Source organism: Patescibacteria group bacterium (genome assembly GCA_026415775.1).
Classification (GTDB): Bacteria; Patescibacteriota; Minisyncoccia; order UBA6257; family JAAZHW01; genus SKW32.
Window position 1 is genome coordinate 136,835 of sequence record JAOAGL010000001.1, and the last position, 14,563, is coordinate 151,397.

The following is a 14,563-nucleotide window of genomic DNA, read 5'->3' on the forward strand; positions in this document are numbered from 1 at the left end:
TTATGGCTAAAAAAGAAAATAAAAACAATAAAAAAACAGAACGATTGCCGAAGATGAATTTGAAAGAAGAAACGAAGCAAACGGTTATAGGAATTATCTGTTTTGGTTTGGCTATTTTATTGGTTTTAAGTTTTTTTAAATTGGCAGGTCCTTTTGGTATTTTTGTTTATGATGTTTTTCATTTTTTATTTGGTTGGATTTATTTCTTTCTGCCAATAATTTTTATTATTGCCGGCGGTATTTTTATTGGTTCGTTGAGAAAAAATATTTATTTATCAACCATTATCGGTCTTTTATTGTTTAGTTTGGGTATACTGGGTTTTTCTGATATTTTGAAACCGTTTTCAGGGGGATGGTTGGGTGATAAGGTTGGATTGGTTGATAAGGTGTTTGGTTTTTGGGGTGGTTTAGTTTTTTGTTTAATTTTAATTTTTGTTGGTTTGGTAATTGTTTTTGAGTGGTCTTTGAAAAAACCCAAAGAAGAAGAAAAAGAAATAAAATCAATCATTGAACCGACGCCAATAAAGGAAGTTAAAATTAAAACCAATGGCGCTGAAAAAGAAACAAGCGTTGTTAAGGAAAAAATTAAAAACGTTATTGAAGAAGAATTGGAAAAGGTAGAGAAGAAAAAAACTGAAAAAAAGACGTGGCAGAAAGAGAGAATTGTGACTAATTGGAATTTCCCACCTTTGGATTTATTGGAAAAAGAATCTGGCAAACCAACAAGTGGAGATATTAAAGCCAATGTAAATATTATTCAGAGGACATTGGCTAATTTTGGAATTCCTGTCGAGATGGGTGAGGTTTATGTTGGTCCAACAGTTACCCGATACACTTTAAAACCAGCTGAGGGCGTCAAATTATCAAAAATTGTTGCTTTGCAAAATGATTTATCTTTAGCTTTGGCAGCTCACCCCATCCGCATTGAAGCTCCAATTCCCGGTCAATCGCTTGTTGGCATTGAAGTACCTAACAAACAAAAAATGACCGTTCGTTTAAGAAACATGATTGAACTTGATAAATTTTTAGAAAGCGATTTATTAACTTTTCCTTTAGGACGCGACGTGGCGGGCGAACCGGTTTTTGCTGATTTGGCTAAAATGCCTCATTTACTAATTGCTGGCAGCACGGGTTCAGGGAAATCAATAACCATTCATTCTATTTTGTGCAGTTTGCTTTATAAGAATACTCCGGAAACATTGCGTTTCATTTTAATTGATCCAAAAAGAGTTGAATTATCGGCTTATAATCGTTTACCCCATTTAATTTCCGAAGTGATAATTAATCCTAAAAAAACAATTCTAGCTTTGCGATGGGCGGTCAATGAAATGGATGAGCGCTACAATCGTTTATTAGCTGCGAATGCGCGCGATATTAATAGTTTCAACCAAAAAATGATGAAAGAGGGCAAACCATTAATGCCGTTTATAGTCATTGTAATTGATGAATTGGCCGATTTAATGGTGGCCTATGGACGAGAAATTGAAGCGGCAATTGTGCGATTGGCGCAGATGGCAAGAGCTACAGGTTTACATTTAATTGTTTCTACGCAAAGGCCATCGGTGGAAGTTGTGACAGGATTAATTAAAGCTAATATTACTTCGCGCATTGCTTTGCAGGTAGCTAGTCAAGTTGATTCAAGAACAATTTTGGATATGGCTGGCGCAGAAAGATTATTAGGTAGGGGTGATATGCTTTATTTGGCAGGAGACACATTCAAACCAAAAAGAATCCAGGGTATTTATATTTCTGAACCAGAAGTTCAAAAGATTATTAAATATATTATAGAAGAAAACAAAGATTATGAGATTTCTGGCGAAGAAGAAATGGATTTTGAAAAAGAATTAGAGAAACAAATGCAAGAAATTTCGTTGGATAGCGCTGGGTCTTTTGAAAATTTAGATGCTGATGAATTGTATCCAGAAGCTTATAAAATAGTAGTTCAAACCGGTAAAGCTTCAGCGTCATTTTTGCAAAGAAGGTTGCGGGTAGGTTATGCGAGGGCAGCGCGACTCCTGGATTTATTGGAAGAAAGGGGGATAATTGGGCCAGCAGATGGCGCCAAACCCCGAGAAGTTTTGGTAAAAGGAGATAATATAAATAATGAAAATGGAGATATAAATGTGGAGGATGAAAATATTGAAAAGGATAATATTTTAACCGAGGAAGAAATTGAGCGGGAATAATAAATATTATGTTTCAAGAATATTTCAATCAAAGAATGGATGATAAAAATTTTACCGCTGAAGATATTGAGCGGTTAACAAAAGTGCCATTGAAAAATATTATCGCTTTAAAAGAAGGCAAATTTGAGCAGTTGCCAGCCAATGTTTTCGTAAAAGGATATTTACAAAAAATTGCTAAAATTTTGGATATTGATTTTGAAGAGTTTTGGAACATGTATCTTGAAGAATACAATTTGAGAATGCCACCAAAACCAGATTTATTGCCATCAAATCGTTTTGAATCAAACAAAGAAATTACTCACCACATTCTAAAAATTTTACGTTACATTCCCATTGTGGCAATTATTATTACCGCTATTGGTTTTATTCTTTTTCAAAGCAAAAATCTTTTTGGTGAACCAAAATTAAAGATAATTAGTCCAGCTTTCGAGACGATTGAAACTTCAGAAAATCCATTTGTAATCGAGGGTGAAGGTCAGCCTCATAGTTACATCACCATTAATAATAAAGAAATTTATCTTGGAGATGATGGAAAATTTAGTGAAGCGATTAATTTAAGGGAAGGATTAAACGAAATTATTATTGAGTCAGTTAATCGAACAGGCAAAAAGAAGACCATTGAAAGAAAGATATATTTTAATAACCCAACCCAAGTTTCTTCTACACCGACCCCAATTAAGACACCGTCAGTCTCTATCACGCCGAAAATTTTAAATTCTTCGCCAAATTCTTCTTTAGAAATTAATACTCCCACTCCAACTTTGCCTATAATAAACTATTGATTTTTTTGAAAATCAAAGTAAAATCTTTAACAGTTTCTTCAATAAGTAGGCAACTGCTGTTAATGCTTTGAGATTTTTTCAATAATAAGCATTAACAGAGGAAAGTCCGAACACCCTGCTGTTTTCTTTTGAAGACAGTAGAAGCAGGAAGTTGCTAACAGCAACCGGTCACATTAACTGTGATTAGGGAAAGTGCCACAGAAACTATACCGGCCGTCTTTTAAGGCGACCAAGGGTGAAAAGAGTGGAGGTAAGAGCTCCCAACTCTAATTGGTGACAATTAGAGGTGGCAAACCCTTCCTGGTGCAAGATCAAGTTGTCGCGCAAGCGACAGGTAGATCGCTCTGAACTTGGTAGCAATACCAAGTCAAGATAAATAGTTGCCGCCCATTTTTAATGGGTACAGAATTCGGCTTATTCTTATTGAAGAAACAAGAATCAGAAAATCCTGCCCAACGGCAGGGTTTTCTGATTTAATAGTGACTCTTTTATTTTTTTAAAAATTGAGTTAGAATAAAAATACCATGAGTAAAAACACAAAATTAATAATTATTATTGTTATTTTAATTATTTTAGTTGTTGGTGGTTTAATTTTTATTTTAAAGATTAATAAGTCAGGAGAGCAAACACCAACTATTGTTAAAGAGGTGAAAACTGGCAGCAATGAGTTAGTTTCTTTGATAGAAAAAAACCAAAACAATCTCAAAGCCGCCAAAGAAAAATATGACCAGAAACAATTAAAAGAAGCGCTTGATATTGCTATTGTGATTAGTAATGATATTCCAAAAATTTCTGATGAATTGCTTAAATTATCCGAACAAATTAAACAACTTTTAACGCGCAATGATAGCTTAGCTGGTGACCAAAAGGCGATTATTTTACAATTAGCCCAATATCAAATTAATGCTTTGAATAATTTGAAAGATTATTGTACTTATGCGGATTTATTAAAACAGGGTATTGCGGCAGAGTATGAGGCGGAATTAGACAAAAAAGGAATTGATTTAAATATTAATCCTGCTGGTTTACTTCAAGAGATGGAAAATAATCTAACTTTGGCAAAGCAAAATTTAACCGAAGCAGATAAGATAATGGCAGATTTGTAATTTATGAGAAAAAATTTAGTCTTAATTATTTTAGATGGCTGGGGGATTGGAGCTCGAGATGATTCCAATCCCATTTATAAAGTAAAACCAGAAATTATTGAGAATTTTAAATACAACTATCCGGCGACTTCTTTGCAAGCCAGCGGCATTGCTGTTGGTTTGCCGTGGGGAGAAGCGGGTAATAGTGAAGTTGGTCATTTAACAATGGGCATTGGAAAAATCATCTATCAGTATTATCCGCGCATTAGTTTGGAAATTCGCAATGGTAATTTTTATAAAAATGAAGCAATAAATAAAGCTTTTGATTTTGCTTTAAAAAATAATTCAACCCTTCATTGTCTTGGATTATTATCAGAATCTCACGCCCACAGTGCGTATGAACATATTTTAGCGTTATTACAATTTGCCGCAAAGAAACAATTAAAAAAAATAATTTTTCATTTTTTTACTGATGGTCGCGATAGTCGGCCAAAATCAGGAAAGGAATTAGTAGAAAGATTTTTGACTGATGCCCAAAAAATTGGAGTGGGTAAATTGGGTAGTTTATCCGGGCGTTATTATGCGTTAGATCGTTCAAAAAACTGGGATTTAACTGCTCGCGTTTATAATTTGTTAGTTAATGGTGAAGGGCGGAAAGCAAAAAATTATCAGGAAGTTTTTGATTATTTTTATAATGAAAAAAAATTGAGCGATCCATACATTGAACCAACGATAATTATTGAAGAAAATTCTCAAGATTTACCCCTTATTAAGGATGGCGATAGTATAATCTTTTTTGATTTTCGCGAAGACAGCGTTCGACAATTGAGCAGCGCTTTCGCTCTTTCAGAATTTAGTTTTTTCCCAAGAAAGAAATTGAATATTCACGTTACAACAATGACTCAATATGATAAAAATTTTAAAGTTGATGTTGCTTATTATCCAGAAAAAATAGAAACATCTTTAACAGCTGAATTAAGCAGACACAACTTGAAGCAATTAAAAATTGCCGAGACAGAAAAATATTACCATCTAACCTACTTTTTTAATGGTTTAACAGATAAAGTTTTCCCTGATGAATTTAGAGTTTTAATTCCTTCTAAAGAAATACCACATCCGGATGAATATCCAGCCATGCGCGCGCCAGAAATTACTGAAAGATTAATCGCGGCTATGATGGAAGGGGTTTATGATTTTATTGCCGTAAATTATGCTAATCCAGATACTATCGCCCATACGGGGAATTATAATGCAGTGATGGAGGCTATTAAAGTTTTAAATCAACAATTAACAAAAGTTTATGAAGTCGCTCAAAAAATTGGCGCTACTTTAATTGTTACTTCTGATCATGGCAACGCAGAGAGATTATATGATCCCTTAACTGGCGAAAAAGAGACACACCACGATAGCAATCCCGTACCATTTTATTTAATTGATGAAAGATTTAAGTTAAAAATTCCCAGAACCGAAGAGCAGATTAAAGAAATGGAGGGTATGACGACAGGTTCATTGTGTGATATTGCGCCGACAATTTTGGAATTGATGGGGTTGCCAATTCCGATAGAGATGAGCGGTGTTAGTTTGTTAACCAACTTGATTTCTTATCAATAAATTTTATACTTTTTTATAATAGTCATTAAACTTTTATTTTGTAAGTATGAAAGTTTTTAAATATCCTTTTCAAAAAATTGAGAATAAATGGTTAAAAAATTGGGAAAGAAAAAATTTTAAAACTTATCAGGTAAGTGATTATCCCAAAAAGAAATTTTATGTTTTAGATATGTTTCCATATCCTTCTGGTCAAGGATTGCATTTGGGACATGTTGAAAATTATACGGCGAGTGATATTTATGCGCGATATAAAAAGATGCAAGGATATGAAGTGCTTCATCCAATGGGGTGGGATGCTTTTGGTTTGCCAGCCGAAAATTACGCTATTAAAGTAAAAAAACATCCAGCTGAAATTGTAGCAAAAAATATCAAAATTTTTAAAAAACAATTATTAAGAATGGGGTTTGCTTATGATTGGAAGCGTGAAATTAATACAACAGACCCGAAATATTATAAATGGACACAGTGGATATTTTTAAAACTTTTTGAAAAAGGTTTGGCTTATGAAAAAGAAGCACCAATTAATTTTTGTCCTTCTTGTAAAACAGGTCTTGCTAATGAAGAGGTAACAGCGGAGGGGAATTGTGATCGGTGTGGTGCTCCCGTTCAAAGAAAAATGCTTCGTCAGTGGTGGCTTAAAATTACTACCTATGCTGAAAAATTATTAAAAGATATTCCATTACTTGATTGGCCTGAAGATATAAAAGAAATGCAAAAAAATTGGATAGGAAAATCTGTTGGTCATCAAATTAAATTTGTATTAAAAGATAAAAATAATTACAAAATTGGAGAGATTGAAGTTTTTACTACTCGCATTGATACCTTATTTGGTGCTACTTATTTGGTTGTCGCACCAGAACATTCAATAATTAATGAATTAAAAGATTACATTGAGAATGTTTATGAAGTTGAAAAATATATTCAAGATGCAATGCAAAAATCAGAATTAGAGCGAACAGATTTAGCAAAGACAAAAACGGGTGTTGAGTTAAAAGGTATTTGGGCAATTAATCCAACAAATCAAAAATTAATTCCTGTTTGGATTTCGGATTATGTTTTAATTCATTATGGCACAGGAGCAATTATGGCTGTGCCAGCTCACGATGAAAGAGATTTTGAGTTTGCTAAAAAATTTAAACTTGAAATTGTAGAAGTCATTAGTTCTGATGGGAGTGAACATAATTTAGAAAATGCTTATACCGGAGATGGCTATTTAATTAACTCCGGACCATTTAATGGCTTGGATAATCGTAGCGCTCAGGAGAAAATTGCTAATTATGTTGGCGCGAAAAAAGTAACGAATTACAAAATGCGAGATTGGATTTTTTCTCGTCAGCGTTACTGGGGTGAACCTATTCCAATTGTTCATTGTCAAAAGTGTGGTATTGTTCCAATTCCAGAAAAAGATTTACCTTTAACTCTGCCCAAAGTGAAATCATATGAACCAACTGGCACTGGTGAATCTCCTTTAGCGGCTATTGAAAATTGGGTAAATACGAAATGTCCAAAATGCGGTGGACCAGCTAAAAGAGAAACCAACACCATGCCTCAGTGGGCTGGTTCTTGTTGGTATTATTTGCGTTATATTGATCCAAAAAATTCTAAAAGGTTTGTTGATTTGAAAAAAGAAAAAAAATGGATGCCAGTTGATTTGTATATTGGCGGGAAAGAACATGCAGTTTTACATTTGCTTTATGCTCGTTTTTGGCACAAGTTTCTTTATGATTTAGGTTTAGTTTCTACCCCCGAGCCATTTAAAAAACTTGTTAATCAAGGTATTATTTTGGGATCTGATAATCGGAAAATGTCTAAATCTTTTGGAAATGTTGTTAATCCTGATGATATTGTAAAACAATACGGCGCTGATACTTTACGAATGTATCTTATGTTTATGGGGCCACTTGAAGATATGAAGCCATGGAATTCAGAGGGCATCAATGGCATTTTCCGATTTATTAATCGCATTTGGAATTTTTATCAAAATCAAATGCGATTAAAAATGAAAGAGACAAAAGATAATGAGATTGAAACAATCATTCATCGCACAATTAAGAAAGTAACAGAAGATATCGAAGTTTTGCGGTATAATACGGCAATTAGTGCATTGATGGAATGTTTGAATAAAATGCAGGATAAAAATATTAAACTTTCTAAAAAGCATCTGGAAATTTATATAAAACTTGTGGCACCATTTGCGCCATTTATAGCAGAAGAAATCTGGCAATTACTTGGACATAAAAATTCTGTTCATGATGAAAAATGGCCAAAGTATGAGGAGGGATATTTACAACAAAAGCAATTTGAATTATTAGTGCAAATCAATGGTAAATTAAGAGCAAAAATTACTGTTCCATTTAATATTTCTCAACGCGAAGCAGAAAAAATTGTTTTAGCCAATGATAAAATTGCCGAATTTTTGAAGGGCAGTAAAATTAAAAAGATAATTTTTGTCCCCAATCGTTTGATTAATGTGGTAATATAGAAATATAAAAATTTTCTCTTTTCCCAATTTAAATTGGTTTTTTTGAAGATATGGTCGATTAAAAATCATAAATTTTAAAAAATGACAAACAATCAAAATCTACAAAAACTGCCAAAAAGAAAAAAATTTTTATTAATCATCTCAATAAGTTTATTAATGATTATTTTGATTTTATTTGCACTTGGCGGTGGATTCGGTTTATTGCGAGAGAGAATCCAATTAGTTATTGATACATATCGCTTTAGAAAAGCTTCGGAACAATTTTATCAAGGGTTAGAACAATATTATCAAGCATTTCGAGAAGATACTTATGGCGGGAAAACACCTCAAGAAACATTAAATATGTTTATTGAGGCATTAGAAAAAGGTGATATAGAATTAGCTTCTAAATATTTTGCTATGGATGATAATTTAAGTCGGGAAAAGTGGGAGAATGGTTTAAGACAAGCACAAACAGAAGGGAGAATATCAGAAATAATTGCTTTGTGTTATCAATTTAAGCCTGACCGAATACAATCGTGGGATACTACAACGTATGATTTTGTTATTATTGGCGATGATAATTTAGTTCAGCATACTTTAAGAATGAAATTTAATGAATATTCTGGTGTTTGGAAAATAGTTAGTATGTAAAATAAAAAAAATTCAAAGTCGTTTTTTAAACTTTTTAAATATGTTTAAAAAAAGATTTTGGATTATTTTATTTTTACTAATTTTTCCTTTTAAATCATTTGCTTATGATAATTTAACTACTCATCCAGCCCTAACTTCAGAAATTGTAAAATTTTATAATAATTTTTATACCCCAAAAATAAATGAAGAAGAAAGAAATTGGTTAATAAATGGAAGTACAAAAGAAGATGAACCCATTTCAAGAACATTAAATCATTTTTTTGACCCAGTTTACAATAGAGGTTTAAACAATGAAATTAATGCCGGCGCCTTAGCGCCATTTTTAAGAATTTTAAAGCCCTTTATTCAAACCGCCAAAGAATGGGCGCAAAATTCTTATAAGCAAGCCATGTTTTTAGGAGAAGCTTACAAAAATGCCGCTTTAAATCCATATGCTCAATTAACCAAAAGCGCAGTAGAAATTTTAAGTGTTCATACTTGGGAAAAGGCTATTTATAACTATATTATTGGTAATAAAAAACAAGCTTTTGAGGATTTAGGACATGTTTTGCATCTATTGGAAGATATGGGTGTGCCAGCGCATACGCGGAATGATCATCATTTAAGAGGTGATGATTATGAAAAATATACTTCGCAATTTACAAAAGAAAATATTAATATTATCTCTCAATTAAAAGATAAAAAACCTTTAGTATTTAATAAGTTAAATGATTACTTTAATGATCTAGCTTCATATACTAATAGTCATTTTTATAGCCAAGATACTATTGGTATTCAAAGTGGTTATAATCAACCAGAATGGAATTATTTAGAAACAAAGAGTATAAACAATAAAATATATAGTTTCTCTGAAGACGAATTTGGTTTTTATTATCTATTAAGAAAAGATATAAATCAAGGAATTATTATCTCAACCCAGCCCACTTTAATTTTAGATGCACTAATCCACGAATCCTACTGGTCTCATTTATCAAAAAAAATAGTTTTATCGGGCGCCGGCGTTTTAAGATTATTTTTTGAGGAAGTAGAAAAATATCGTGATGATCAAGAATTTTTGAAAAAAATGCGAAAAACGTTATTTGCGATAATGATTGATAATTTTAAAAAGAATTTGGGTTTAATTAATGAGGATGAGCAAAATTTTAATCAAAATGAGAATCAGACAAAAGTAGGTTTATCAATAGAATCTGATTTATCGCCAACAACTCAAGAAATCTCACAACCCGTTATTTTATCATCACCAGTACCACAAAATCAGGAACAATTTCAAGAAATTGAGATTTTGCAAAATCAAATTACACCAAGCCCAATTATTACGCCAACCCCAATCGTTACTCCTTCGCCTACTTTTCCTCTTTCAATCACACCAACTCCTTTTTCTAATTCAGTAAGCCAAATAATTTCTGCAAATTCAACTATTATTGCTTCTTCAGAAACACCATCTCCATCACCTTCTTCATCTCCCTTCTTAACACCAACCATTACCCCCTCTCCTACTCCACCTTCAAAAATTTTAATTTCCGAAATTTTATATGATGCGGGTCATGGAGATGAGGGTAAAGAATTTATTGAATTATATAATCCCAATGATTTTGCGGTAGATTTGAGTGGGTGGTCACTGAGGATTATTAAAAATAATAGCACAAGTTCAAATTCACTGGCTACTATTAAAACAACAGATAAAAATAATACTATTCCAGCCAGAGGTTTTTATTTAATTGGCTTAAACGATTATGACGCAACAAATTATAATGGAGTAGTTGCTGATATTATTCGTTCTTATAGTTTGCCCGATGCATCAGATGATAACGTTTATACTATTTATTTAATTAAAGATAATGAAATAATAGATTCAATTACTTATGATAAAAATATGGCTGTACCAAGCAAAAGCTTAGAAAGAAAAGCAAAAGAAAATTCTACGTCAGAATCAATGAGTATCGGGGAGGATAAATTTTTAGGTAATGGCTATGATAGTGATTCAATGGATGATTTTGTTATTCGTGATCCTCAACCACAAAATTCTTTAAATCTATCTGAACCACGTTCAAAACCTACATCCCCAAAACCTATTGAGAATAAAAACAACATTGTTTTTTATGAGACTCAAACTAACAGTTTAATATTTCAATGGCTACCATCTTACGATGCAAAAAATTCATCAGAAGGAATTATTTACAGCATTTTTGTAAAAAAAGAAGACAATTTTTTGCTTTTAACTTCCACTTCTGCTTTAGAGTTTATTTATCCTCTGAATAATGAAGAAGAAAAAACTTTTGATTTTAAAATGATAGCATATGACAGAGACCAATTGGCATCAGATCCAATTTATTTTAGCGCAAATATAGAAGGATTAATTTTTGTGCAGGATGTTGATTCTGAACAATCTATGGCCAGTTGGTATTCTGATAATTGGTATCGTTTAGGACGAGGCTTTTCCGGCATTCTTAAATCTTTAACTTTGAAAGGATATGTTAATGATAATGAGCCATATGAATCAATTATTACTTTGAAAGAATTTGAGGATGAAAATTATACTATTGAGTTGGCTTCATATTTAATTTTATCAGATGGAATATCTTTTGCTTCAACAGCAAAAGAAGTGAAAATTAATAATCTAAACATTCCCTTAAATCCTTATTCTTATTATCGTTTAGATGTTTACCAAAGTCGACAAAATCGAAGCGTGATTTTATTAGGCACAACAGCAACGGGCACTGCAATGTATAATGATCATGTATTTGGAGTAGGCAAAAAAGAATTTATTTATGTATTTTATCCTTTTATAAAAATGGAGGGAATTTTAGGATCAAAGGTTGACTTTTCTATACCCCAACCTCCAACGATGCCGGAATTGAAATCTGTTAGCTTTGATAATCTAGCTGAAACTATTTATCTTGAATGGTCATCATCAACCGATCTTGATTCATTGGATTCAGAAATTGTTTATGAGTATAATGTTAGTTTGAAAGATTCTGATTTTGATGAGACAAAATGGCGATCTGTTGGGAAAAATTTAAACGCAATTATTCCCGTGAAATTCCCTAATCAATATAAAATTGGCGTGAGAGCAGTAGATAATTTTGGGATGCATTCGGATGTAAGAATTCTTGAATGGCAATTTCCGTCAGATTTTGTCATTATTCAAGAACAGCGCGAGATGGAAGATAAAGAATTTAACCCCAATCCTTATGTTTTAGCTCAGATTTTTGTAGCTAATCAATCGGGTTATGTAAAAGGTTTAAAATTATTTGCTCAACAATTTTTTGGTCAATCAACAGGAGATATGCAGGTGTTTTTGTATAATACTGATAATTATGAAAATATTTCAGAGAATAATTTGATTGCATCATCTGATAAGATTGTATTATATGGCGGTCAGCAAGGAGGCGAGATAATAGTTAGGTTTAATCAGTCACCATTTTTAGAAAAGGATCATAAATATTTATGGGCAGTTTATTTTAATAAAGTAACTTCTAATTTTAAAGGAACATGTACTGATAATTTATCAGAAGGTTTTGCTTCGGCAAGATTCGGAAGCAATAACTGGGTTGTAGGTGATTGCTATGTGGCTCCATTAGATTATTATTTTGTCTTAATTGGTTCAACAAATGAATAATTTTAGATGAAAAAAATAAAATCCCTGGCGTAAGCCGGGGATTTTTATTGTTTTTTTGGTAAGAATATGCTAAAATGAATATCACTAATTTAATAATCAAAAGGTAATTAAATTAAAATCACTATGAAAAACTTATTCAAAAACTTAGCTTTAGGCATTATTATTTTTTTGCTTTTAAGTTCGATTTTTTCCTATTTGTTTAGCGGTGGTATTACGGTTAAAGAAAAAAAAGTTTCTTTAAATGAGTTGGCTTCTAAAATCCAAAAAGAAGAAATAAAAGAAATAACGGTGCAGAGTAATGAGATAATAGCTAAAAGTATTAATGATGAGATTTTTAAGACGAATAAAGAGGAGGGAGTAAGCATTGTTGAAACATTAAAAAATCTCGGCGTAAATAGTGAGCAATTAGCCAAGGTAAATATCAATATTAAAACTTCTTCTGATTGGTTATTTTGGGGGGCATTGCTGCTTCAAACGATTTTGCCACTTGGTTTAATTTTGCTCTTTTTCCTTTGGATGAACAAACAGGCTCAAAAAGGAGTTGGGCAAGCTTTTTCTTTTGGAAGAGTTAATTTGAAAATTTCTTCGCCAAAAGATAAAGTAACTTTTAAGGATGTTGCGGGCTTGGAAGAAGCAAAACAAGAATTAAAAGAAGTTGTTGAATTTTTAAAAAATCCTAAAAAATTTTTGGATTTAGGCGCTAAAATTCCGCGCGGGGTTTTATTGATGGGTCCTCCAGGCTCTGGTAAAACTTTATTGGCGCGGGCAGTGGCTGGTGAAGCTAATGTTCCTTTTTTCCATATTTCTGGTGCTGAGTTTGTGGAGCTTTTTGTTGGTGTTGGTGCCAGTCGAGTGCGCGATGCTTTTGCTACTGCTAAAAAAGCCGCTCCTTCTATTTTGTTTATTGATGAGATTGATGCGGTTGGCCGTGAGCGGGGAGCTGGTTTGGGTGGCGGCCATGATGAACGAGAGCAAACTTTAAATCAAATTCTTGTTGAAATGGACGGCTTTGATAGAGATACAAATGTAATTGTAATAGCCGCGACTAATAGACCCGATATTCTAGACCCAGCTCTTTTGAGACCTGGTCGATTTGATCGCCGAATTGTTTTAGATTTGCCTGATTTAAAAGAAAGAGAAGAAATTCTAAAAATTCATTGTCGGGACAAAATTTTAGGTAAAGATGTATTTTTACGAAGGATTGCTGAAAGAACTCCCGGATTTTCTGGCGCTGATCTGGCTAATTTAGTAAATGAAGCAGCAATTTTAGCAGCGCGAAGAAATAAAAAAGAAATTACCCAAAGTGAACTTTTAGAATCAATTGAAAAAGTTGTTTTGGGGCCAGAAAGAAGGAGTAGAGTTATTTCAGAAAAAGAGAAACAAATTATTGCTTACCATGAAGCAGGTCATGCTTTGGTGACTTATCATTTGCCCGACGCTGATCCAGTTCAAAAAATTTCAATTATTGCGCGTGGCCAAGCGGGTGGTTATACATTAAAAATGCCATTGGAAGATAGGAGATTACAAACAAAAAAACAATTTTTGGCTGAATTAGGAGTATTGATGGGAGGATATGTTGCTGAGAAAATTTATTTAGGTGATATTTCAACGGGAGCAGCCAATGATTTAAGAGAAGCTTCTGAATTAGCTAGAAAAATGATTGTTAAATTTGGGATGTCTGAGAAGTTAGGCCCGATTACTTTTGGGAAAACTGAGGAATTAATCTTTTTGGGTCGGGAAATTACTGCCGAAAAGAATTATTCGGAAAAAACAGCTGTTGAAATTGATAATGAAGTTAAAAGATTGATTAATGAAGCGGTTAAACAAGCAGAAAAAATAATAAAAACTCATAAAAAACAGATGGATGTTCTAGTGAAAACCTTATTAGAAAAAGAAATCATAGAGAAAGAAGAGTTTGAGGAATTAATGAAAAACTCAAAATAACACAGTTTGAAAAAAATTAAAAAATAAATAAACTAAAAAGAGATATTAATTCTTTTTAGTTTGGGGCGCATAGCTCAGCGGTTAGAGCACAGACCTTATAAGTCTGGGGTCGATGGTTCGAATCCATCTGCGCCCACACTTTTTTTATTTTTTTATTGTTTTATAATCAATAAAAGAACCGCCTAAAACTTTGGCGGAAGACTCTTGCAAATTTTTAGTTT

The 14,563-nt window shown here is 32.6% G+C and carries 8 protein-coding genes, 1 tRNA gene and 1 other RNA gene; all 10 read left to right on the forward strand.

Annotated features, from left to right (window positions below; genetic code table 11):
* The first annotated feature begins 2 nt into the window (after nucleotides 1–2).
* The 10 genes from N2692_00795 (at nucleotide 3) to N2692_00840 (ending at nucleotide 14,478) form a co-directional block, all read left to right on the forward strand.
* Nucleotides 3–2,186, forward strand: coding sequence for a DNA translocase FtsK (locus N2692_00795; protein ID MCX8015834.1), 2,184 nt, complete (start codon nucleotides 3–5; stop codon nucleotides 2,184–2,186).
* An 8-nt stretch (nucleotides 2,187–2,194) separates the two neighbouring features.
* A complete protein-coding gene (locus N2692_00800; protein ID MCX8015835.1) occupies nucleotides 2,195–2,968 on the forward strand; it encodes a helix-turn-helix domain-containing protein in 774 nt (257 codons plus the stop codon).
* 37 nt (nucleotides 2,969–3,005) lie between these two features.
* Nucleotides 3,006–3,400, forward strand: an RNA gene (gene rnpB / locus N2692_00805) — RNase P RNA component class A.
* A 92-nt stretch (nucleotides 3,401–3,492) separates the two neighbouring features.
* The gene (locus tag N2692_00810; protein MCX8015836.1) at nucleotides 3,493–4,074 is read left to right on the forward strand and encodes a hypothetical protein; all 582 of its coding nucleotides are present in this window, start codon (nucleotides 3,493–3,495) and stop codon (nucleotides 4,072–4,074) included.
* Nucleotides 4,075–4,077: 3 nt separating this feature from the next.
* Nucleotides 4,078–5,664: a 2,3-bisphosphoglycerate-independent phosphoglycerate mutase gene (gene gpmI, locus N2692_00815; protein MCX8015837.1), complete on the forward strand. Its 1,587-nt coding sequence runs from the start codon at nucleotides 4,078–4,080 to the stop codon at nucleotides 5,662–5,664.
* A gap of 46 nt (nucleotides 5,665–5,710) precedes the next feature.
* Nucleotides 5,711–8,146: a leucine--tRNA ligase gene (gene leuS / locus N2692_00820; GenBank protein ID MCX8015838.1), complete on the forward strand. Its 2,436-nt coding sequence runs from the start codon at nucleotides 5,711–5,713 to the stop codon at nucleotides 8,144–8,146.
* An 81-nt stretch (nucleotides 8,147–8,227) separates the two neighbouring features.
* Nucleotides 8,228–8,779: a hypothetical protein gene (locus N2692_00825; GenBank protein MCX8015839.1), complete on the forward strand. Its 552-nt coding sequence runs from the start codon at nucleotides 8,228–8,230 to the stop codon at nucleotides 8,777–8,779.
* 40 nt (nucleotides 8,780–8,819) lie between these two features.
* Nucleotides 8,820–12,398: a lamin tail domain-containing protein gene (locus N2692_00830; protein ID MCX8015840.1), complete on the forward strand. Its 3,579-nt coding sequence runs from the start codon at nucleotides 8,820–8,822 to the stop codon at nucleotides 12,396–12,398.
* A gap of 117 nt (nucleotides 12,399–12,515) precedes the next feature.
* Nucleotides 12,516–14,342: an ATP-dependent zinc metalloprotease FtsH gene (gene ftsH / locus N2692_00835; GenBank protein ID MCX8015841.1), complete on the forward strand. Its 1,827-nt coding sequence runs from the start codon at nucleotides 12,516–12,518 to the stop codon at nucleotides 14,340–14,342.
* Between the two features lie 63 nt (nucleotides 14,343–14,405).
* A tRNA-Ile gene (locus N2692_00840) sits at nucleotides 14,406–14,478 on the forward strand.
* Nucleotides 14,479–14,563: the final 85 nt, after the last annotated feature.

What these genes read in the sequence shown, in the direction of transcription:
- N2692_00795 (MCX8015834.1), top strand. Translation starts at nt 3, where the DNA reads ATGGCTAAAAAAGAAAATAAAAACAATAAAAAAACAGAACGATTGCCG.
- N2692_00800 (MCX8015835.1), top strand. Translation starts at nt 2,195, where the DNA reads ATGTTTCAAGAATATTTCAATCAAAGAATGGATGATAAAAATTTTACC.
- N2692_00810 (MCX8015836.1), top strand. Translation starts at nt 3,493, where the DNA reads ATGAGTAAAAACACAAAATTAATAATTATTATTGTTATTTTAATTATT.
- gpmI (MCX8015837.1), top strand. Translation starts at nt 4,078, where the DNA reads ATGAGAAAAAATTTAGTCTTAATTATTTTAGATGGCTGGGGGATTGGA.
- leuS (MCX8015838.1), top strand. Translation starts at nt 5,711, where the DNA reads ATGAAAGTTTTTAAATATCCTTTTCAAAAAATTGAGAATAAATGGTTA.
- N2692_00825 (MCX8015839.1), top strand. Translation starts at nt 8,228, where the DNA reads ATGACAAACAATCAAAATCTACAAAAACTGCCAAAAAGAAAAAAATTT.
- N2692_00830 (MCX8015840.1), top strand. Translation starts at nt 8,820, where the DNA reads ATGTTTAAAAAAAGATTTTGGATTATTTTATTTTTACTAATTTTTCCT.